This is a genomic window from Streptomyces sp. NPDC044033 (genome assembly GCF_056434425.1).
This window is the reverse complement of sequence record NZ_JBWKFF010000001.1, coordinates 490,375-511,430: the sequence shown is the minus strand read 5'-3', so window position 1 is coordinate 511,430 and position 21,056 is coordinate 490,375. Positions and strand designations below refer to the sequence as shown.

Below are 21,056 nucleotides of genomic sequence, written 5' to 3'. Positions count from 1 at the left end.
GTACCGGTGCCCGCGCCCGTGCCCGTCAGCGCGCCGCGCCCGTCACGAGCCAGCGGCCGGAGCGGGCGCGCAGCCACAGGGTCGCCATCCGGACGGCCATCATCAGCGCCATGGCCCACCACAGGGCGGTCAGGCCGCCGCCGAGGGTGGGTACGAGCAGCGCGGCGGGCGCGAAGACGGCGAGTACGAGCAGCATCGCCCAGGCGAGGTAGGGCCCGTCGCCCGCGCCCATGAGCACGCCGTCCAGGATGAAGACGACGCCTGCTACGGGCTGGGCCAGCGCCACCACGAGGAGCGCGGGCAGCAGCGCGTCGCGGACGGCGGAGTCGGTGGTGAACAGCGGGATGAACAGCGGGCGGGCGGCCACCACGAGCACGCCGAGCACCACCCCGGAGACGATGCCCCACTGGACCATGCGGCGGCAGGCGGCGCGGGCGCCGTCGGTGTCGCCTGCGCCGAGGTAGCGGCCGATGATGGCCTGGCCGGCGATGGCGATGGCGTCCAGCGCGAAGGAGAGCAGGCTCCACAGGGTGAGCACGATCTGATGGGCGGCGATGTCGGCGTCGCCGAGCCGGGCGGCGACGGCGGTCGCGATCATCAGGACGGCACGCAGCGAGAGCGTACGGACCAGGAGGGGCGCCCCGGCCTGGGCGCAGGCCCGTATGCCGGCGGCGTCGGGGCGCAGGGACGCGCCGTGCCGACGGGCGCCGCGGACGACGACGGCGAGGTAGACGACGGCCATGGCGCACTGGGCGATGACGGTGCCCCAGGCGGAGCCGGCGATGCCGAGGCCGGCGCCGTAGACGAGGGCGATGTTGAGGGCGGCGTTGGCCGCGAAGCCGCCGACGGCCACGTAGAGCGGGGTGCGGGTGTCCTGGAGGCCGCGGAGGACGCCGGTGGCGGCGAGGACGATGAGCATGGCGGGGATGCCGAGGGCGCTGATGCGCAGATAGGTGACGGCGTAGGGGGCGGCGGTGGGTGAGGCGCCGAAGAGGTCGATGAGGGCGGGGGCGGCGGGCAGCACGATGGCGATGACGGCGGCGCCGAGCAGGAGGGCGAGCCAGATGCCGTCCATGCCCTGGCGGATGGCGGCCGGCAGATCGCCCGCGCCGACGCGGCGGGCGACGGCCGCGGTGGTGGCGTAGGCGAGGAAGACGAAGATCGAGACAGCGGTGGTGAGGAGGGCGGCGGCGACGCCGAGGCCGGCGAGCTGAGGGGTGCCGAGGTGGCCGATGACGGCGCTGTCGACCATGACGAAGAGGGGCTCCGCGACGAGTGCGCCGAAGGCGGGCACGGCGAGCGCGATGATCTCGCGGTCGTGGCGGCGGGCGCTGCGCTGCTCGCGCGTGGGGGCCTGGGGCATGGGGCCAATCTAATCTTCCACAGGTAAGCGCTGCAATCTGCTTTGGATCCTTACGCTGTGTGGCGTCGGGCGCTCTCCGGTGCGCCGTTTGTCGTGATCTTGGGCCGGGTGGGGAAGTTTTTCTTCTCAACAGGTCCTGGATGGAGAGTTCGCAGGTCAGGGCAGTATGAATGAAGCGATTGTGTGTTTGTCCACAGAGATTTCCCCCACCCCGTGCACAGGTATCGGGGACTTCTCCACAGGATGACGCCTGTCGTCCACATGGCCTGTGGATAACAAGATTGGCGCACGGTCTCCACGGGCCTACCGTGGTCCGGCGCCCGCCGCATGTTCCGGCCCCCCGCGACTCGTGAACTCGACGCGCCGTAACCGGAGTCGGGCGTCCTATTTGTCAGAGCCGTGCCGTAAGAAAGAAGGGCATGGCGAGGTCCGCGTCGCGGACGGGAGGAGGTGGCGGGGTGAGCATGCCTATGCCTGAGCCGCCCATGGAAGACCCCTGGGCGGACGCCGGTCCCAGTGACCGGCTCCCGGTCTCCCGGCCCCGGCGCGGCGAGGGGAAGGGGCGCGGCGAGCAGCACGACCGCGGCGACGAGGGCTCCTCCTGGTCGGGCGGCGGCTTCGAGCGCGTACCGCCGCAGGATCTCGACGCCGAGCAGTCCGTGCTCGGCGGCATGCTGCTCTCCAAGGACGCGATCGCGGACGTCGTCGAGGTCCTCAAGGGCCACGACTTCTACCGCCCCGCGCACGAGACCGTCTACCAGGCGATTCTCGACCTCTATGCGAAGGGCGAGCCCGCCGACCCCATCACGGTCGCGGCGGAGCTGACCAAGCGCGGCGAGATCACCAAGATCGGCGGCGCCGCCTATCTGCACACCCTGGTGCAGTCCGTCCCGACAGCCGCCAACGCCGAGTACTACGCCGAGATCGTCCATGAACGGGCGGTGCTCCGGCGCCTGGTCGAGGCCGGCACCCGCATCACGCAGATGGGATACGCGGCCGACGGCGACGTCGACGACATCGTCAACAGCGCCCAGGCCGAGATCTACGCCGTCACCGAGCAGCGCACCAGCGAGGACTACCTCCCGCTCGGCGACATCATGGAGGGCGCGCTCGACGAGATCGAGGCGATCGGTTCCCGCAGCGGTGAGATGACGGGCGTCCCGACGGGCTTCACGGACCTGGACTCCCTGACGAACGGCCTGCACCCCGGCCAGATGATCGTCATCGCGGCCCGCCCCGCCATGGGCAAGTCGACCCTGGCGCTGGACTTCGCCCGCGCCTGCTCCATCAAGGCCAACCTGCCCAGCGTGATCTTCTCCCTCGAAATGGGCCGCAACGAGATCGCGATGCGCCTCCTCTCCGCCGAGGCGCGGGTGGCCCTGCACCACATGCGGTCCGGTTCCATGACGGACGAGGACTGGACGCGGCTGGCCCGCCGGATGCCGGACGTATCGGCCGCCCCCCTCTACATCGACGACTCCCCGAACCTGTCGATGATGGAGATCCGTGCCAAGTGCCGCCGCCTCAAGCAGCGCAATGAACTCAAGCTCGTCGTCATCGACTACCTCCAGCTGATGCAGTCCGGCGGCTCGAAGCGCGCCGAGAGCCGCCAGCAGGAGGTCTCGGACATGTCCCGAAACCTCAAGCTCCTGGCCAAGGAGCTGGAGCTGCCGGTCATCGCCCTCTCCCAGCTCAACCGTGGCCCCGAACAGCGCACCGACAAGAAGCCGATGGTCTCCGACCTGCGCGAATCCGGATCGATCGAGCAGGACGCCGACATGGTCATCCTGTTGCACCGCGAGGACGCGTACGAGAAGGAGTCGCCCCGCGCGGGCGAGGCGGACCTGATCGTGGCCAAGCACCGAAACGGCCCTACGGCCACCATCACGGTCGCCTTCCAGGGGCACTACTCGCGCTTCGTGGATATGGCGCAGACCTGAGCGGGGCTTGTAGGGCTGACCAGCGCCCTCACCGCCGGCACCGAGCAACACGAAGGCGGCCCCTCCGGTCCCCGCGCAGGGGGTGGAGAAGCCGCCCTCGTCCGTCATGTCGACGGGACGTCCGGTGCGGGTACGGCGTCCGGTTCTCCGACGTGCGCGCGGCCAAGGAGACCGGGGCCTCGGCGGAGAGGGCCGGGGGTGACCCGCCTCGGTTTCAGCCCCGGTAGAAGACCAGCATGGTGCCCGGGGACTTGGGGTCGCGTTCGCAGTGGACGATCGTGACGTGGTGGCCCGCACCCTGGTCCATCTCCACCTGGGTCTCCTTCGTGAAGCAGTCCGTCGCGGGGTCGCCCTGCGTTTCCACATAGGGGAGTTCGGCGGCCTGGGCGGCTCCGACGGCGAGGCCGGAGAAGGCCAGGATGCTGGCGGCGGCGACTGCTGCGCGCTGGAACTTGCGCATGGTTTCTCTCCTTTACGTGCCTACGTGCCTACGTGCAGTGGTGCGTGCGCGCCTCTGCGGCGCACGGGCCCGCTACTCGCGGAGCGCGGCCGGATCGGACCGGCCCCGCGGTCGGCCGGAGTCGTGTCCGACCGTGGCAAAGCGTCGCGTTGCGCTTCGAGTTCTTCTCGGGCACTGAGCAGTCGATCACACGAACGGGTGGGACTCCAAGCGCTCGCGGCCCCTGTTACAGGGCCACAACAGACCGGCCGGAGTCGATTCCCCGCGTGCCGACCCGAGGCCGAAGCGGAACCCGCTCGGCTGCTCCGGGAGTTCAGAGGTCGATCTTCGCCCGCATCGTCCGGCCCGAAGGCGGCCGATCCAGTACGCCGCGGCGCGTCACGAAGTACCTGACGAGAAGGGGCCCGTGGCCTCGCCCGGAGCCTTCGGCGGCCGGCGGCACCGGAGCCGGCAGGTCGGGTCGCCGTTCGCCCACAGGTCCGCGACTCCGATGCGCAGTGTGTCCGGCAACAGCGGCTCCGGCCCCGTCGTCATCCATAACCGGAAGCTGCGTCCGGACACCCGCCCAGGCGCGGTGGCGTGGCTCGTATCAACTCCGCGACGACGACAGCCGCCACGCGCGCGACGCCGCTGCGCAGCACGATCCCGAGGATGTCGAAGGACTTGGACAGCCGCCACGCGCGCGACGCCACTGCGGTCCGGCCACTTCGAGAACTGGCAGTCCTGGGGCGCCCGCGACCTCGCGGTGATCGGCGACAGCCTCACCGGCGACGAGATCGCCGTCACCTTCGCGCAGGTCACGGGCGTACCCAGCACCTACATCCCGATGCCGCATGACGACCTGCGTGCCGCACTCCCCGACTTCGGCCACGACTACGCGGCGATGTTCCAGTTCTTCGCCGACCGTGATCTCTATGCCCGGGACCGGGACATCGACCTCCTGCGCCGCCTGCACCCCGACTTGATGACCTTCGAGGGCTGGCCGCACCACACCGGATGGACGGGATGACCACACACCACGTCAAGTCCGGACGCGGGCACGCCCGGGGGCGTGGGGTGGGAGCCGACGTGGCTGCTCTGCGCCGACCACCCGGATCACTCGCCTTGAACGTGGCCTCGGACAGCACTTGCTCGAACGAGCTGAACGTGGCCGGGCACAGAGGCGCAGCTCTGTCAGGATGCTCGGCATGTCCGGTCGTGCGCTGAGCTTCGGAGCGGTGGCGGAAGCATACGAACGGTTCCGGCCGGGATATCCGGTGGAGCTTTTCGACAAGGTGATGGCGTACGCGGGTCATCCGGTTCGCACCGCCCTTGAGATCGGCGCTGGGACAGGCAAAGCAACCCGCCTGTTCGCTCAACGAGGGGTCACGGTCACCGCGACCGACCCTGATGGGGCCATGCTCACCGAACTGCGCAAACACGTGCCGGCAAACGTCAGGACGGTGCGAGCCGCGTTCGAGGACGTGCGACCGGGCGAGAGGTACGGGCTGGTTTACGCGGCGGCAGCGGTGCATTGGACGGACCCAGGGGGCCGGTGGTCACGCATGGCCGCGCTGCTGGAGCCGGGTGGCGTGTTCGCCTCGTTCGGCGGGCCGGTCCAACTGGCCGACCCAGCTGTGGAGGAAGCCGTTCGCGCGGCATGGGCACCGTTCCTGGAGAGCGACGAGGTTCCGTCGCCGGACGGGACACCTCCAGGGCATGACACGCAGTGGCCGGGTACGGAGCTCCGACGGTCTGAATGGTTCACCAGTGTTCAACAGGCTTTGATCGAGCGGCGCTTCATGATGAGTGCTCGCGATTACGTCGGCCATCTCTCGACCATCTCGGCATATCTCGTACTGCCGGTCCTGGAGCGAGAGCAGGTATTCACCCGGATCATGCAGGTTCTGCCCGAGACGGTCGAGATCGCCGCCGACGTCACCGTCCATCTCGCGCGTCGGCGCTACGAGCCGTAGCACCGCGATAGCCGTCCACACCGCTGGGAACCGCTCGGGCGGCTACCGCTGTGACCGGCTGTTCGACCTTGACCTGGTGGCCGCGTTGCGGGGCCACCAAGAAGGTGAGGGGAGGCCGCCTGCCGGGTGGGTCCCGGCAGGGTCTTTGGGAGGACCTCCGCTTGTCGGGCCGTGCAGCCGTGCCGGAATCGGCTCAGATGACTATGACGCGGCGCCCGCGGGTGTGGCCGGCCTGGCTGTCGATGTGTGCGGTGGCGGCCTCGGCGAGTGTGTAGGACTTCTCGACCGGGATGTGGAGCTTCCCGCGCGCGATGAGGTCGGCGGCCTCGGCGAGCGCGTTCGGCACGCTCCCGGCCACGCCGGAGAATCGGACGCCGAGGTCCGGTGCGCCGAGGTCGGCGATGGAGATCACCTTCTGGGGGTCCCCGGTCAGCTCGACGAGTTCGCGGATCACGCCCGAGCCGGCCAGGTCGAGGGCCGCGTCGACGTGGCCGAGCTGCCGGACCCGCTCGACCCAGCCCTCGCCGTACGTGGTGGCGAGGGCGCCCAGGCCGCGCAGGTAGTCCTGGTTCGCGGCCCCGGCCGTGCCGATGGCCGTGATGCCGCGGTCGCGGGCGATCTGCAGCACGGCCGACCCGACTCCCCCGGACGCGCCGCTGACCAGCAGTGTCTGCCCGGGCCGCACGCCGACCTCGCGTATGACGCGCAGCGCGGTCTCCACCACGGAGGGGTACCCCGCCGCCTCCTCGAACGTCAGCCCCTCGGGCATACGGCCCCAGGCCGACAGCACGGCGAACTCGGCGTAGGTGCTCGACCCTTCACCGAAGACGTGGTCGCCGACCGCGGTCCCTTCGACGCCCTCGCCGACCTCGTCCACCACCCCGGAGGCGTCCAGCCCGACTCCGGCGGGCAACTCAAGCGGATGGGCCTTGAGGATCTGGCCTTCGCGGACCCTCCAGTCGACGGGGTTCACGCCCGCCGCCCGCACCGCGATGCGTATCTGGCCGGGGCCCGCGTGGGGCTCCTCGGCGTCTATCAACCGCAGGACGTCCGGACCGCCGAACTCGGCGAAGCTCACTTTCTTCATACCGAGACCGTAGCACTAACGGTTAGTGTTTAAGAACTGTTTTTCTTTTGTGGTTGATAGCATCAGGGCATGACCGTGCCGCTCGGACGCCGCGAACGCAAGAAGGCCGCGACCCGCCAGAAGATCGCTGACACCGCCCTGCGCCTCTTCCTGGAGCGCGGGTACGACGCGGTCGGCATCCGTGACGTGGCCGCCGAGGCCGATGTGGCCGTCACCACGGTCTTCTCCCACTTCGCCTCGAAAGAGGCCCTGGTCTTCGAGCAGGACGCGGACTTCGAGCAACGCCTCGCGCAGGCCGTCACCGACCGGGCGCCGCACGAGCCGCTCATCCCCGCCCTGCGCCGTGAGATGCAGGCCATGGTGCGGCATTGCACGGCGGACAGCGCCGCCCCGATCTGGCACATGATCGACGAGTCGGCTGCCCTGCGGCAGTACGAGGAGTCGATGCGGATGCGCCACGCGGAGTCCCTGGCAACGGCCATCGCCGCCGACCCCGGCCTGGCGCGGACCGCGACGGCCTGCCGGACGATCGCGAGGTTCGTGGTCGACGCCCATTCGCTGGCCCGCGAGTCGGCCGATCCGGACGCCGCGGTGGACGAGGTCTTCCGGATGATCGAGGCGGCCTGGGAGGCCACCAAACCCTCTCGACGTGCGTGAGGGCCCTTCCCGGCCCCTTCCCGGCCCCTTTCCGGGCCCCTTTCCGGGCCCCTCCTGGCCCCTTCCCTCAGCCGGCCAGGCCCACAGGCTGCCGCTCTGCCCTCGCCACCAGTGGTCTGGATGGCGGTCGACGACAGGTGATCTCCGCGAGCACGGATTCCGGTAGTCCGGTAGGGGACAGCCGCGCGCCAACCATGCTGATGAGCGCGAGGCGGGCACGTCCTAGGGTGCGGGCATGACCGCACCCTTCGCAGAATTCCACGACGTGCTGCCCGCCACCCGCCGGGCCCTCCTGCACCGCATCGCCGTCGCCCAGGCCGAGGGCCGGTCGCCGTCGCTGGTGGGGGCGGTGGTGCGCGAAGGGGAAACCGTGTGGTCAGGGGGGTGCGGGGCGGTCGACGGGCGGGCCCCCGACGCCGATACGCAGTACAGGATCGGCTCGATCACCAAGACGTTCGTCGCCGTCCTGGTGCTGCGGCTGCGCGACGAGGGGCTGCTCGACCTCGCCGATCCGCTGCGCAAGCACCTGGACCTGGCCGGCGCCCCGCCCGAGGCGGGCGCGGCGACGGTCGCCCAACTCCTCTCGCACACTTCGGGGCTGGCCGCCGAGGCGCGCGGGCCCTGGTGGGAGCGTACGGACGGCGCGCTCAGGCCCGAGCTGACGGACGTCTTCGGCGAGGGGCCGCAGCCCCACCCGGCCGGCCGGCGGCACCACTACTCCAACCCCGGCTTCGCGCTGCTGGGCGCGCTCGTCGAGCGGTTGCGCGGTGGTGTGGCGTGGCACGAGGTGCTGCGGCGCGAGGTGCTGGAACCGCTGGGCATGGACCGTACGACACCGCTCCCCGAAGCGCCGCACGCGGACGGCTGGGCGGTGCACCCGTGGGCCGATGTGACGCAGCCGGAACCCGCGGTCGACACGGGGCGGATGGCGCCGGCGGGGCAGTTGTGGTCCACGGCCGGGGATCTCGGACGGTTCGCCGCGTTCCTGCTCCACGGTGATGAGCGGGTGCTGAGCGCGGACACGCTGGCGCAGATGCGGGAGCCCGCGTCGGGGCCGGCGGACGAGCGCTGGGAAGGCGGGTACGGGCTGGGCGTGCAGCTGACCCGTTCGCACGGCCGGCTGCTCTTCGGGCACACCGGTTCCATGCCCGGCTTCGTCGCCGCGCTGTGGGTGAACGCGACCGACGCGGTCGGCGGGATCGCGCTGGCCAATGTCACCTCCGGGCCGCCGACCGGGGTTGTCGCCGCCGACCTCGTACGGATCGTCGCGGAGCGCGAGCCGCGCTTCCCGCAGGCGTGGCAGCCGCTGCCCGCCGCCGATCCGGAGCTGCTGGCCCTGGCGGGGCCCTGGTACTGGGGCGCCACCCCCTTCGCGCTGCGGCTGCGCGCGGACCGCGGGCTGGAGCTCGGTCCGCTGTCCGCGCGGGGCCGGGCGTCGCGCTTCCGCGCGGAGCCGGACGGGACCTGGACCGGCCTGGACGGCTACTACGCGGGCGAGGTGCTGCGGGTGGTCCGTACCGAGTCGGGCGAGGTCGGCCACCTCGATCTGGGGACGTTCGTCTTCACCCGGCAGCCGTACGAGCCCGGGGACGCGGCGGTTCCGGGGGGCGCCCACCCCGAGGGCTGGCGTTAGGCGGGCGGGGGCCCTCGCCCGTCGGCCGGTCGAGGGCCCGGGGCGCGGTTCCCGCCGCCGGGCGGCTCGTAACGCTCCAGGCCGTCCGGCCCCTCCGTGTGCGGCGGGCGGCGGACGTACGCTCGGGGGCGAGATATCGGGCCGCCGAGCGCGGCGTATCACCCTGGAAGGCCCCCGTGACTGCTGCGAACCCCGTCCCGGCCCTGCTCGACCTGCCGCCCCTCACCGCCGGTCACTTCGCGCGCGTCGAGGACAAGATCGCCTCGCTGCTGCGCACGCGCGCCGACGTCGTCGCCATGCAGGGCGAGGCGCTGCTGCCGCTGGAGGCGTGCATCCGCTCGGCCGTGCGCCCCGGCTCCACCGCGCTCAACATCATCACCGGCCCGTACGGCGAGACCTTCGGCGGCTGGCTGCGTTCCTGCGGGGCGGAGGTGGTCACCGTCACCGCGCCGTTCAGCGGCGCCGTGGCCCCGGAGCAGGTGGCCGACGCGCTGCGCGACCACCCCGAGATCGACTTCGTGAGCCTGGTGCATGCCGAGGCCGCCACCGGCAACACCAACCCCGTCGCCGACATCGGGGCGGTGGTGCGCCAGCACGGCGCGCTGCTGATGCTCGACGCCGTCGCCTCGGTCGCCGCCGAACCGCTGCTGACCGACGACTGGGGCGTGGACCTGTGTGTGATCGGCGGCCAGAAGGCGATGGCGGGGCCCGCCGGGGTCTCCGCCGTCTCCGTCAGCGACCGGGCCTGGGCGCGCATCGCCGCCAACCCGCAGGCCCCGCGCCGCTCGTACCTCTCGCTCCTGGACTGGAAGGAGCGCTGGATCGACGGCGGCCGCGCCGTGCTCCCGCACGCGCCGGCCCAGTTGGAGATGCTCGCCCTGGAACAGGCCGCGGACCGCGTCGAGACGGCCGGCCTGGACGCCGTCATCGCCCGGCACCGCGCCGCGGCCGCCGCCACCCGCGCGGGCGTACGGGCACTGGGCGCCCTTACGCCGTACGTCATCCGTGACCAGGACGCCGCTCCGGTGGCCACCACGCTGCGGGCCCCCGAGGGGGTGGACGCCCGCGAGCTGGTCGCGGCGGCCTCGGCGGCCGACGCGGCCGTACCGGTGCAGGCGGCCGCGGGTGAGCTGGCCAAGGAGATGATCCGCGTCAACCACTACGGCCTGGCCGCCGACCGCTCCGTCGTGCTCGCCTCGCTGGCGGCGCTGGCCGAGGGGCTGCGCGCGCTGGGAGCGGACGCGTCGGGCGACGCCGCGGCGGAGGCGGCGTCGGCGGCTTGGGCCGCGGTCGCGGTCTGACAGCAGGCGGTGGGGGCGGGTACGAGGCCCCCACCACCGCGCCGCTTCGCCTCACGGGGCCTCAAGGGAGCCGGCCGGATCACGGCGGCAGAGGGCGGGGCAAGGGCGGGGCAAGGGGCGTACGGGCGCTTTCGGAGGGCTTGTAGAGGGGCGATCGGGAGTACGCGGGGGAGTACGGGCGTACGGGCGAGCAGGCGCGGTGGGGTCGCTGTTCTTGATCAGCCGTACGCCCCTTGTTCGGCTGATCAGTCGAACTCCAGTTCGTGATCTGAAGATGCGCGACCCGCTGAGGAGGCGGATCGTTGAACGTGGGCGGCGGTTTCCGAGCGTCCACGTCAGTCCCTGCTGAGCGGGCCGTTTGATCGACCGTTTCCGCTTCTGCCTCAGCACACGTTTTCCGCGGCTGCTTATCCCGCCCGTTTCGGCGTTCGCGCGCTTATCGATCATGCTTTAGGGCCCTGGCTACAATCGGAACGTTCCACCCGCTTGCCTCGCGGGACCATCGCCCCGGTTGCCGTCCACGTTTTCAGGAGCCCGACAGATGACGGACCCCGTCGCCGTGCCCTCCCGCGCGGACGCGCGGCGTAACAGGGCGCTCGTGCTGACGGCGGCCCGATCGGCGTTCGCGGAGCGGGGGATGGACGTACCGCTCGGGGAGATCGCACGGCGCGCGGGGGTCGGCGCTGGCACGGTCTACCGCCATTTCCCCTCAAAGGAAGCGCTGTTCGAGGCGGCCGTCGTGGACCGGATACGGCTGTTCGTCGATACGGCACGGGAGTTGGCCGACGTGCCCGACCCCGGCCCGGTCTTCTTCCGCTTCCTGGCGTCGGTGGTGCGGCTGACCGCGCGGAACAGAGCGCTGTGCGACGCGCTGGAGGCGGGTGGGCAGGAGCGGTTCGGGGCGTCCTTCGGACTGGTGCGGGAGTTCACGCAGGCCCTGGACATACTCCTGACGCGGGCTCAGAAAGCGGGCGACGTGCGGTGCGACGTGGATCTCGCCGATGTGCGGGCGCTGTTGCTGGCGTGTCTGTCGATGGAGCGACGGAATGGTGCGGGCGGCGTGCCGGGGCGGGGGGTCGCGCTGCTATGCGACAGCCTGCGGCCTGGACGGCACGTAACGAAACTCCCGGTCGCCGAGAAGAAAGTTCGGAAAGACCATGATGGCCGCAATGTTCGTAACGAAACCTGCTGTGCGGTGTGCGGCGCGACCGTGACCGCCGCTCGTACGGGCCGGCCTGCCCGGTACTGCGGCGGCGCGTGCCGACAGAAGGCCCACCGCGAGCGGGCGCGCGGGGCGGACCGGTACGCGCCGGAGTCGGGCCGGCCATCTGGCCGTAACGGCTGACCGAAGAGGGCGGCGGGAGCGGCGGCCGTGGCGGCCCACCCGGCTCGACCCGGCCGGATCAGGTGGACGAAGGCCCCCGGCCGGGGGCCCGCGCCTAGAGCTGGTACTTGAAACCGAGGTGTGATGCCTCGAAGCCGAGCCGTTCGTAGAACCGGTGCGCGTCCACGCGCACCGCGTCCGACGTGAGCTGCACCAGCCCACAGCCCTCGGTGCGCGAGGTGGCGATGGCCCACTCGATGAGCTCCGTGCCGAGGCCGCTGCCGCGCGCGTCCGCGTGTATGCGCACGCTCTCGATGATCGAGCGCGTCGCGCCCTGCCTCGACAGGCCCGGAATGATGGTGAGTTGGAGGGTGCCGATGATCTGGCCCTCGCGGACCGCCACGGCCACGTACTGGTTGGGATCGTCGGCCAGCCGGGCGAAAGCGGTGCGGTAGGGAGTGAGGTCGTCGGGGGTTTCGCGCAGCGCGCCGAGTTCGTCGTCGGCGAGCAGAGCCACGATGGCCGGGATGTCGTCGGCGGTCGCGCGCCGGATCTCGATGTCACTCATGGCCCGGACCTTACGCGGGCGGCCCGCGAAATGATCAAGTGACCGGTCGGCGCCGGTCAGGAAGCGGGTGCGAGGGACCGGATGGCGCTGACAAGCGGGGCCAGTTCGGGGTGGTTCGCCGCCTCTTGGAGTGATTCGTTCAGCGCGGCGTCGTGCGTCGGCCGGGCCGCGTCGAGGAGCGTACGGCCGGCGTCGGTGACGTCGGTGTAGATGCCGCGGCGGTCGGTGAGGCAGAGGTGGCGGGCCAGCAGGCCGCGGTCCTCCATCCGGTTGACGAGGCGGGTGGTCGCGCTCTGGCTGAGGACGACGGACTCGGCGACCTGGTTCATACGCAGATGGCCGATCTCGCTGTCGTGCTGGTTGCCCAGCACGCTCAGCACGGCGTACTCGCGGACGCTCAGCTCGTGTCCGGCCTGGAGCGCCCGCTCGATGTGCGCCTCGATCCGGCCGTGCAGGGCGGAGAGGGCGCACCAGCTCTGGGCGAGGCCCGGCGCGATGGGGGCGCGGGCCCCTTCCGTCGGGGCCGGCATGGTCGGCACGACCTGCTGCGACATGGCGGGCGCTTCCTTCCGGCTCTATCGGTGGTCCTGGCTCCACGGGCTTCTTCAGCTCAACGGCCTCAACCAGCTTCACCGGCTCAACGGCCTCACCAGCTCCACCGGCTCAGTCAGCCGCCAGCCCAGCCAGCCACCGGATCCATGAGCCACCGGATCCATCAGCCACGGGCTCAGCCGAAACTCCACCGGCTTCGCGGCCCGTGCAGCCAGGATAGCCCAGCATCGCAGTAGCCCGCGTTTGCATATAGCCAGCGTCTGCAATTATTGTCGCCGCTTGTAAAACTCGTATGCAATCTCCCTGGAAGGGGCCTGTCATGCCTCTCGCACTCCTGGCGCTGGCCATCGGAGCGTTCGGGATCGGCACCACCGAGTTCGTGATCACGGGCCTGCTTCCCGACGTCGCCGCGGACTTCGGTGTCTCCATCCCCACCGCCGGCTTCCTCGCCACCGGCTACGCGCTCGGCGTCGTGGTCGGCGCCCCGCTGCTCGCCGTCATCGGCAGCCGGGTCCCCCGGAAGCGCATGCTGATGGTCCTGATGGGGCTGTTCGTCGCGGGCAACGCGCTCTCCGCCGTCGCCCCCGTCTTCTCCGTGATGCTCGCCGGCCGGATCGTCGCCTCGCTCGCGCACGGCGCGTTCTTCGGCATCGGCTCGATCGTCGCCGCCGGTCTGGTCGCGCCGCACAAGAAGGCAAGCGCCATCGCGATGATGTTCACCGGGCTGACCGTCGCCAACGTGGTCGGCGTTCCGCTGGGCACGCTGATCGGCCAGCACGCGGGCTGGCGCGTGACCTTCTTCATCATCGCCGGGCTCGGGGTGCTGGGCCTGCTCGGCATCTCCGCGCTCGTGCCCGTTCAGCCGCGGCCCGAAGGCGGCCGGATCAGCGGCGAGGCCGCCGCCTTCCGCAACCCGCAGGTCCTGCTCGCGATGGCCACGACGGTCCTCGGCTGCGGCGGCCTCTTCACCCTCAGCACGTACCTCACGCCCATGATGACCGAGGTCACGGGCTTCGCCCCGGGCTCCGTCATCTGGCTGCTCGTCCTCTTCGGCCTCGGCATGGTCGCCAGCACCCTCATCGCCGGGCGGTTCGCGGACCGGGCTCTCATGCCCACCCTGTACGTGTCGCTGAGCGCCCTCGCCGTCGTGCTGGCCCTGATGCCGCTCGCCGCGCACAACAAGCTCACGGCCGCCATCGCCATCCCCTTGATCGGGGCCTTCGGCTTCGCGACCGTGCCGCCGTTGCAGAAGCGCGTACTCGATCAGACGGCCGACGCCCCCACCCTGGCCTCCGCCGTCAACATCGGTGCGTTCAACCTTGGCAACGCCATCGGGGCCTGGCTCGGCGGCGTGGTCATCTCGGCCGGGTTCGGCTATACCGCGCCCACCTGGATCGGTGCGCTGATGGCGGCCGCCGCGGTCGCCCTGACCCTCGTCTCCGCCATGTTGGAGCGGCGGGGTACGGGCGTGAGTGCGGAGCGGGTCGTGGCGGTCGGTGCGGCTGTGGCGGCAGAGCGCCGGTCCGAAGGAGACGACAACCGCTCCAAGACCGCCGATCGCTGCTCTGTAGGCGTCGACAGCTGAAGCCGCTCGCGCGCCCGCCGCGCCCCTCGTCCGTTCATGAGCCGGCGGACTTGAGGGGCGCGGCCGTTTGCGTCGTATGAGCGGTGTGGGATGCGGGAGGTGTGTGGGATTCCGGAGTTTTACGGGCCGCGTGATCCGTACGAGCAGTACGGGCCGTAGGGACCGTACGGGCCGTACGAGCTGCCGCGCGGGCCCGGCGGCCCCTTGCCGTGAGGCCCCAGGGCTTGAGCACGGAGATCGCTGTCATGAAGACGTACAAGGTCAGGGCGACGCTCGGGGCGGCGACGAGGCTGGGGGCGGCCGCCCCGGCGTCGGGGCCCGTGGCCACGGCGGAGGCGGCCTCGTCGATCGTGGCCCGCAGGGCGAAGATGCTCCCTGCCGTCGCGCCGAGGGTCAGCCAGAACTTGGTGTAGACCCAGCGGTGCCGGGCGATCCCCCAGGATGTGCCGAGGGACAGAACCAACCCGCTGACCAGGGACAGCAGGCTGATGGGAATGATCAGCCAGTCCCCGAAGAGCTTCATGGCGCGGTAGGCGGCCGCGGCCGTCGTCGGGGACCGGGTGAGCGCGCCTGGGAATGATCAGCCAGTCCCCGAAGAGCTTCATGGCGCGGTAGGCGGCCGCGGCCGTCGTCGGGGACCGGGTGAGCGCGCCCGCGATGCCGAGGGTCAGCAGGCCGAGCGTGAGTCCGAGCCATCCGACGGACACCGCGACATGGACGAAGAGCGTGGCCCGGCGGGCCGGGCGGTTCAGCGGCTTCATGACGACAACGGTGGCGCTTCGCCCTCTCCGCGACATCTGACAGCGGGAGTATCCCGGCGTACTCGTTGCCGAGTACGGGCGGGCGCTCAGCCGGCAGGGGCGCGTGCGCGGCTGGTGGGGGGGCGGTCGATGTGGGCGTGGTCTGGGCGTGGGTTGGGTGTAGGCGTGGGGCTGGAGGGGGCTCCGGTACGCCTGGTTCCCGCGTCCGTACGAGATTTAGGCTCGGTTCCATGACCAGACTGCACCTGTTCGACATGGACGGCACGCTGCTGTACGGCACGGCTGCCGCGATCGAGATATCGCGGCAGCTCGGGGTGGAGCGGGAGATCGCCGAGCTGGAGGGGGCGTTCCTGGCCGGCGGCATGGCGCCGCCGGAGTTCGCGGCCAGGGCCTGTGAGCTGTGGGGCGAGCTGCGCGAGGAACAGGTCGCGGCGGCCTTCGCGAACGCGCCGTGGCTGGCCGGGATCCGGGAGGTATGGGCTGATATCCGGGCGCGCGGCGAGCGGTGCGCGGTGATCTCGCTCTCGCCTGCGTTCTTCGTGGAGCGGCTGCTGGAGTGGGGGGTGGACGAGGCGCACGGCTCGCGCTGGCCGGCGGTGCCGTTCCGGGAGCCGGTGGACCCTGCGGGCATCCTCAATGTGGCGGCGAAGGTGAGGATTGCGGATGAACTTTGTGAGAAGTTCGGTCTGACCCGGGCGGACTGCGTAGCGTACGGGGACTCGATGTCGGACGTGGCGTTGTTCGCCGCATTGCCGGTGTCGGTCGCGGTGAACGCGGATCATCATGTGCGGGATACCGCCACGCATGCCTATACCGGGCGTGATCTTCGGGAGGCATACGAATTGGTCGGTGACCCACGGTAATTGACTGAGTCGCCTGTGGAACGCGACAAGAAGTCGCCGAGGTCTCCGGTCGAAGGGTTGTGCATTCAACGACGCCCGGTATGGTCGACCCCGGTTGGGCCGTGACGCACAATCGTCGACGTGTCGTGGACCGCGACGGATGGTCTCACCATAGAGGAACACGGTTGCCGTTACCCGGACTTCCCGATGATTGTCCGGCGGCGCGAAGGAAGGTGGCATGCTGCGTGGAGGAGAACTGCGTTTAATGTCACATGACTTCGGGTGTTGTCCGTTCTGTGGCGAACTGTGAAGCTGGCCGGGCGGCGTTAGGAATTCTGCTCCGGAAGCAGGTCCGGAAGCAGATCCAGAAGAGGAACAGAGCCAGGCCGGAAGCAGATCGAAAGCAGATCCAGAACGGGGAATTGCGGGCACCTTCCGGTTTCGGAAGTGCGAAGACCGACTGAAAGATGTTCGAGGCGAGGCAACTATGGACGCTCCGACCACCATGTCGGCCGAAGGAGGCAGTTCCGGCGGCGAGGACGGCAACGGCGGTGGTGAGTGGGGCTGGTTCAGCCCGAGCAAGAAGGCTTCCCACCCGCCGCAGCCGACCGCCCAAGGGGATGACGGCGAGCGGGACGCGGAACGGATACCGAGCCGTCCGGTCAGCCCGATACGGCCGGTCGGCCGGGGCAACGAGCGCGGCGGCCCCGGCGCCTCCACCCCGCCCCCTGCTCATGGCCCCAGCGCCTCCGCCCCGCAGCCTGCTCATGGCCCCGGCGCCTCCGCCCCGCAGCCTGCTCATGGCCCCGGTGCCTCCGCCGCACCGCCCGCTCATGGCCCCGCGCCCGCACCCGCTGCCTCGCCTGCTCCCGCGCCCGCCCCCAGGCCCGAGCCCGCGCCCGTACACGCGTCGGCTTTCGAGCCCGTCCCCAAACGTGCGCCGTCGTGGGCCTCCGCGCCGCCCCCCGGGCCGTCCCCCGCGCCGGATGAGCATCAGCGCACCGCCGAGCGTGTTCCCGCCCAGGGCCCTCGTCCCAAGGCCGCCCCGGCCGCCGCGCCGCCCGCTCCAGCTCCGCCCCCCGCTCCAGCTCCAGCCCCCGGACCCGCTCCGGCCCCCGGACCCGCGACGATCCCCACCCCCTCGGCCTTCGAGTCGGCGGACGCCGTTTCCGCCTCGCCCGACGCGGTGCTCATCCGGCGCACGCTGACCGAGATCGAGCCCATCGCGGACAAGGTCACCTCGTACTTCTACGCGCTTCTCTTCGTCCAGCACCCCGACCTGCGGGCCCTCTTCCCCGCGTCCATGGACGCCCAGCGCGACCGGCTCTTCAGGGCGCTGCTCACCTCCGCCAAGCTCGTCGACGACCCGGACATCCTCACCGAGTACCTCTCCCATCTCGGCCGTGGACACCGGAAGTACGGCACCCTGCCCGAGCACTACCCCGCCGTCGGCGAGTGCCTGCTCGCCGCGCTCACCCGGTACGCGCCCGACACCTGGAGCGAGGCCGCCGAGGCCGCGTGGGTGCGCGCGTACACCGCGATCTCGCAGATCATGATCGACGCGGCGGCCGAGAACGAGCGGCACGCCCCCGCCTGGTGGCAGGCCGAGGTCGTCTCCCACGAACGGCGGACGCCCGACATCGCCGTCGTGACCGTACGGCCCGACCAGCCCTACGCCTTCCTCGCCGGCCAGTACACGAGCCTGGAAACCCCCTGGTGGCCGCGCATCTGGCGGCACTACTCCTTTTCGTCCGCGCCCCGCACGGACGGCCTGCTCTCCTTCCACGTCAAAGCCGTGCCGGCCGGCTGGGTCTCCAACGCCCTGGTGCACCGCGCCCGCCCCGGCGATGTCATCCGGCTCGGTCCCCCCGCCGGTTCCATGACTGTGGACCACAGCACTGACAACGGGTTGCTGTGCCTGGGCGGCGGCACCGGGATAGCCCCGATCAAGGCCCTCGTCGAGGACGTCGCGGAGCACGGCCGGCGCCGTCCGGTGGACGTCTTCTACGGCGCCCGCCGCGACGACGACCTGTATGACATCGACACCATGCTGCGGCTCCAGCGGACGCATCCCTGGCTCTCCGTCCGCCCGGTGATCTCCGACGGCCCCACCAGCGGTATCGCGGGCCCGCTCCCGGACGTCGTCCGGGAGTACGGGCCGTGGAACTCCTACGACGCTTACCTCTCCGGCCCGCCCGGCATGATCCGCAGCGGGGTGGACACACTGAAGGGCATCGGTATTCCGTCCCATCGAATACGGCACGACTCCCTCGAAGAGCTTGTGGCGGCAGGGGGTTGAGTTCTTTGTCCGGAGTCGGACCCGAGCAGGTGGCTGCCCGCCCGGCGACAAAAGCGCCCTTGCCGGGCAGCGATGGCGAACACGAGATGCAACGGCGCATGGGAACGGTGGAGCGGGCCGAGAAGTTCTACGGCGATCAGGTGCTGGACCATCTCAATGCGCGCATGCGGGATTTCGTGGCCCGCCAGGAGATGTTCTTCCTGGCCACCGCCGATCGGCGCGGTGAATGCGACAACAGTTTCCGAGCGGGTCCGCCGGGCTTTCTGCGGGTCCTGGACGAGCGCACGCTGATCTACCCCGAATACCGGGGCAACGGAGTCCACGCCAGCCTCGGCAATCTTTCCGAGAACCCCCATCTCGGCATTCTCATGGTCGACTTCACGCATGACCGGATAGGGCTGCACATCAATGGCAGGGCCCGTGCCGTTTCCGATGCCGAGCTGCGCTTCAGCCACCCCGGTCTGCCCGTGGACCCTGTTCCGGGCCGCCGCGCCCAGCTGTGGGTGGAAGTCGTGGTCGAGGAGGCGTACATCCACTGCCGTAAGCACATACCGCACCTGGTGAAGGTCGGCCGGCAGCCAACCGAAGCCGGGCGGCTCAATGGCGAGCGGCTCAATGGCGATCCGCGCAGTGGCAACCACAGTCATAGCGGTCCGGGTCCGCGCAGGAGTGAGCGCGCCAATGGCGAGCGGAGCGAGGGCGATTGGGGTACGGACGACTCGCGGCGCAAGGGCGGGGACTTCTTCGGCGCGGCGGCTCAGGCGGCCGACCGGGCGGCTTATGAGCGTGAGACGCGGGGGAGCACGGAGGCCCGGGAGTGGCAGCGGCGGGCCGAGCGCGCGCTGGAGCAGGCCCGCCGGTGGCGGCCACTGGAGTCGCAGCAGGAGCAACGCGAGCCGTTCAGCGGCTGGTTCGGATAGGGGCCGCGGGGGTCACGGTCGCGGCGTCGGCCGGCCGCCCCGCGTCAGCTCAGATCCGCCGCGAGGAGCGCCCGTACGCCCTCGATGTTCGCGTCGAGGTAGGTGCGCAGCGACGGGGGCACCACCTCCACCGAGGCGATGCCGGCCCGGGTGAAGGGGATGCGCACCACTTCGTACGTCCCGCAGGGCTCGTCGACCTCCGGTCCGTGCCGCTGGGAGAGGTCCATCGACGCGAGCCGGCAGACGAAGAAGTGCTGCACCTTCACCCCCGCGGGATCGGTGCCGGTGCCGTCCGGGTGCGTGACGGTGTCGACAAAGGCCGGCACCACGTCGGTCACCTTCGCGCCGAGCTCCTCGTCGACCTCCCGGTGGAGGGCGTCGACGACGGTGTCGTCCTCGGGCTCCATTCCGCCGCCCGGCGTGATCCAGTACGGATCCTCGCCGGGTTTCGTGCGCTTGATGAGGATCATTTCGGGGGCGGCGTCCGTACCGCTCTCGGCACCGGCTGCGGCGGCGCTGTCGAGCAGGATGGCACGGGCGGTGCGCTTGACCACTGGACGTTCGGTCATAGGTGACAGATGCCGCGCGGGGCGGCCCTCGAAACCCATCGTCACCAGGGAACAGCAGCCGCCTCCGGACGGCGGCTCCCTCCGGTCGACGGCCGCTGCCCCCCATACGGTCGCCGCCCCCCTACGGCTGCTGCCGCTGCTGAACGGCGCCGGCCGCCGTCACCAGCCGTCGGCGGCGCGCAGCAGCCACTCGTGCGCCCGCGCGAGGTGGGGTAGGCCGAGCGCCCCGGCGCGTACGACCAGGTAGTAGGTGCGCAGCGGTGGCACCGGCGGGTCGAGGAGGGCGACGACCTCGCCCCTGTCGAGGGCCTCGGCGGCCAGATAGCGGGGCAGTACGCCGATCCCGGCCCCGGCGGCGACGCAGGCCAGGACGGAGCGCAGGTCGGGGGCGATGACGGCGCCGGAGGCGGTGGGCTCGGCGTCGAAGACGGCGGACCAGTAGCGGGCGACCAGGGGCAGGGACTCGTGCACCTCCACGACGGGGAGGTGCTCCAGGAGCGGCGCGCCCTTGGAGCGCAGGACGGCGGGGCCGCCGAGCCGGGCGGCCCAGCGGGGCGCGGCGACCAGCACGTGTTCCTCGTCGCACAGGGGGGTGGGGGCCAGCAGCCGGCCGCGCGGGCGGGCGGTGGTGATGACGAGGTCGTGGTGGCCGGCGGCGAGGCCGGTGAGGAGTTCGTCGGTGGTGCCGTGGGCGGCGCGCACGGCGAGGCCCCGGTTGACGAGCGGGGTGAGGGCGGGCAGCGCGCGCAGGGCGGTGAACTCGGGCGGGCCGGCCAGGTGCAGGGTGCGCGCGGGCGACTGTTCGTCGAGCCCGGCCTCGGTGATCTTCAGCAGGGCGTCGAGGTGGGGGGCGACCTTGTGGGCGAGCTCATCGCCGGAGGTGGTGGGGGAGACGCCGCGTGCCTTGCGGAGGAACAGGGGGCGGCCGAGCTGCCGCTCCAGGGTGCGGATCTGGCCGGTCACGGCGGGCTGCGAGAGGCCGAGGAGGGCGGCGGCGCGGGTGAAGGACCCGGCCCGGTGCACGGTGACGAAGGTGCGTAACAGGGCTAAATCCATCCGTTCCCCTCGGATCGGTGCCGTCTGCCGTCCGGGCGCAGCGGAACTATAAATAAGTCGATAGGACTGTGGTGCTAGCGTGATTGGACACTGACGCAGAGTCAACTAGCCTTGTGCGCGCGGTTCAACACGCGTTGAACCGGGGCGGCTCAAGCCACGAGGGGGGAGGCTTGAGCCGTCTGCC

Annotated in this window: 19 protein-coding genes and 1 pseudogene; 11 read left to right on the top strand and 9 right to left on the bottom strand. The window is 71.2% G+C overall.

Going from position 1 to position 21,056, the window contains the following annotated elements:
* Positions 1-25: 25 nt before the first annotated feature.
* On the bottom strand, positions 26-1,363 hold the full coding sequence (locus AC07AB_RS02205) for an MATE family efflux transporter (protein WP_478558603.1): 1,338 nt from the start codon (positions 1,361-1,363) through the stop codon (positions 26-28).
* 485 nt (positions 1,364-1,848) lie between these two features.
* Between AC07AB_RS02205 and dnaB the strand changes: the two genes are divergently transcribed.
* Positions 1,849-3,303, top strand: a complete 1,455-nt coding sequence (dnaB, locus tag AC07AB_RS02200; protein ID WP_478559701.1) for a replicative DNA helicase — start codon at positions 1,849-1,851, stop codon at positions 3,301-3,303.
* A gap of 214 nt (positions 3,304-3,517) precedes the next feature.
* Here dnaB and AC07AB_RS02195 read toward each other — a convergent pair whose 3' ends face one another.
* Both AC07AB_RS02195 and AC07AB_RS02190 read right to left on the bottom strand, forming a co-directional pair.
* Positions 3,518-3,763, bottom strand: coding sequence for a hypothetical protein (locus tag AC07AB_RS02195; protein ID WP_478558600.1), 246 nt, complete (start codon positions 3,761-3,763; stop codon positions 3,518-3,520).
* A 530-nt stretch (positions 3,764-4,293) separates the two neighbouring features.
* Entirely contained in the window at positions 4,294-4,455 is a 162-nt protein-coding gene (locus tag AC07AB_RS02190) for a hypothetical protein (protein ID WP_478558597.1), read from the bottom strand.
* Positions 4,456-4,508: 53 nt separating this feature from the next.
* Here AC07AB_RS02190 and AC07AB_RS02185 point away from each other — a divergent pair, with 53 nt between their 5' ends.
* Together AC07AB_RS02185 and AC07AB_RS02180 are read left to right on the top strand one after the other, a co-directional pair.
* Positions 4,509-4,772 carry a hypothetical protein gene (locus AC07AB_RS02185; RefSeq protein ID WP_478558594.1) on the top strand — a complete coding sequence of 88 codons (264 nt, stop codon included), beginning with the start codon at positions 4,509-4,511 and terminating at the stop codon, positions 4,770-4,772.
* A 178-nt stretch (positions 4,773-4,950) separates the two neighbouring features.
* Positions 4,951-5,718 (top strand): class I SAM-dependent methyltransferase, encoded by a 768-nt coding sequence (locus AC07AB_RS02180; RefSeq protein WP_478558592.1) that lies wholly within the window; start codon positions 4,951-4,953, stop codon positions 5,716-5,718.
* Between the two features lie 193 nt (positions 5,719-5,911).
* Here the strand turns inward: AC07AB_RS02180 and AC07AB_RS02175 are convergent, their stop codons facing one another.
* Positions 5,912-6,805, bottom strand: coding sequence for an NADP-dependent oxidoreductase (locus AC07AB_RS02175; protein ID WP_478558589.1), 894 nt, complete (start codon positions 6,803-6,805; stop codon positions 5,912-5,914).
* Positions 6,806-6,874: 69 nt separating this feature from the next.
* Here AC07AB_RS02175 and AC07AB_RS02170 point away from each other — a divergent pair, with 69 nt between their 5' ends.
* The 4 genes from AC07AB_RS02170 (at position 6,875) to AC07AB_RS02155 (ending at position 11,741) form a co-directional block, all read left to right on the top strand.
* A complete protein-coding gene (locus AC07AB_RS02170) occupies positions 6,875-7,462 on the top strand; it encodes a TetR/AcrR family transcriptional regulator (protein ID WP_478558586.1) in 588 nt (195 codons plus the stop codon).
* A 235-nt stretch (positions 7,463-7,697) separates the two neighbouring features.
* A complete protein-coding gene (locus tag AC07AB_RS02165; RefSeq protein ID WP_478558583.1) occupies positions 7,698-9,095 on the top strand; it encodes a serine hydrolase domain-containing protein in 1,398 nt (465 codons plus the stop codon).
* 176 nt (positions 9,096-9,271) lie between these two features.
* On the top strand, positions 9,272-10,396 hold the full coding sequence (locus tag AC07AB_RS02160; RefSeq protein ID WP_478558581.1) for a pyridoxal-phosphate-dependent aminotransferase family protein: 1,125 nt from the start codon (positions 9,272-9,274) through the stop codon (positions 10,394-10,396).
* 541 nt (positions 10,397-10,937) lie between these two features.
* A complete protein-coding gene (locus tag AC07AB_RS02155; RefSeq protein WP_478558578.1) occupies positions 10,938-11,741 on the top strand; it encodes a TetR/AcrR family transcriptional regulator in 804 nt (267 codons plus the stop codon).
* Between the two features lie 94 nt (positions 11,742-11,835).
* Here the strand turns inward: AC07AB_RS02155 and AC07AB_RS02150 are convergent, their stop codons facing one another.
* Both AC07AB_RS02150 and AC07AB_RS02145 read right to left on the bottom strand, forming a co-directional pair.
* Entirely contained in the window at positions 11,836-12,288 is a 453-nt protein-coding gene (locus AC07AB_RS02150) for an N-acetyltransferase family protein (protein ID WP_478558575.1), read from the bottom strand.
* Positions 12,289-12,344: 56 nt separating this feature from the next.
* Positions 12,345-12,818, bottom strand: a complete 474-nt coding sequence (locus tag AC07AB_RS02145) for a MarR family winged helix-turn-helix transcriptional regulator (RefSeq protein ID WP_478559698.1) — start codon at positions 12,816-12,818, stop codon at positions 12,345-12,347.
* Positions 12,819-13,159: 341 nt separating this feature from the next.
* On the opposite strand from AC07AB_RS02145, the gene AC07AB_RS02140 reads away from it, so the two are divergent.
* Positions 13,160-14,425 carry an MFS transporter gene (locus AC07AB_RS02140; RefSeq protein WP_478558572.1) on the top strand — a complete coding sequence of 422 codons (1,266 nt, stop codon included), beginning with the start codon at positions 13,160-13,162 and terminating at the stop codon, positions 14,423-14,425.
* 139 nt (positions 14,426-14,564) lie between these two features.
* Here the strand turns inward: AC07AB_RS02140 and AC07AB_RS02135 are convergent.
* Positions 14,565-15,186, bottom strand: a pseudogene (locus AC07AB_RS02135) (hypothetical protein); the annotation flags it as partial.
* A 230-nt stretch (positions 15,187-15,416) separates the two neighbouring features.
* On the opposite strand from AC07AB_RS02135, the gene AC07AB_RS02130 reads away from it, so the two are divergent.
* From AC07AB_RS02130 to AC07AB_RS02120, 3 genes are all read left to right on the top strand, one after another.
* Positions 15,417-16,049 (top strand): HAD family hydrolase, encoded by a 633-nt coding sequence (locus AC07AB_RS02130; RefSeq protein ID WP_478558569.1) that lies wholly within the window; start codon positions 15,417-15,419, stop codon positions 16,047-16,049.
* A 466-nt stretch (positions 16,050-16,515) separates the two neighbouring features.
* A complete protein-coding gene (locus tag AC07AB_RS02125) occupies positions 16,516-18,327 on the top strand; it encodes a globin domain-containing protein (RefSeq protein WP_478558567.1) in 1,812 nt (603 codons plus the stop codon).
* An 86-nt stretch (positions 18,328-18,413) separates the two neighbouring features.
* The gene (locus AC07AB_RS02120; protein ID WP_478559695.1) at positions 18,414-19,247 is read left to right on the top strand and encodes a pyridoxamine 5'-phosphate oxidase family protein; all 834 of its coding nucleotides are present in this window, start codon (positions 18,414-18,416) and stop codon (positions 19,245-19,247) included.
* 44 nt (positions 19,248-19,291) lie between these two features.
* On the opposite strand, the gene AC07AB_RS02115 is transcribed toward AC07AB_RS02120, so the two are convergent.
* A complete protein-coding gene (locus AC07AB_RS02115; protein WP_478558564.1) occupies positions 19,292-19,816 on the bottom strand; it encodes an NUDIX domain-containing protein in 525 nt (174 codons plus the stop codon).
* 159 nt (positions 19,817-19,975) lie between these two features.
* Positions 19,976-20,872, bottom strand: a complete 897-nt coding sequence (locus AC07AB_RS02110) for a LysR family transcriptional regulator (RefSeq protein WP_478558561.1) — start codon at positions 20,870-20,872, stop codon at positions 19,976-19,978.
* Positions 20,873-21,056: the final 184 nt, after the last annotated feature.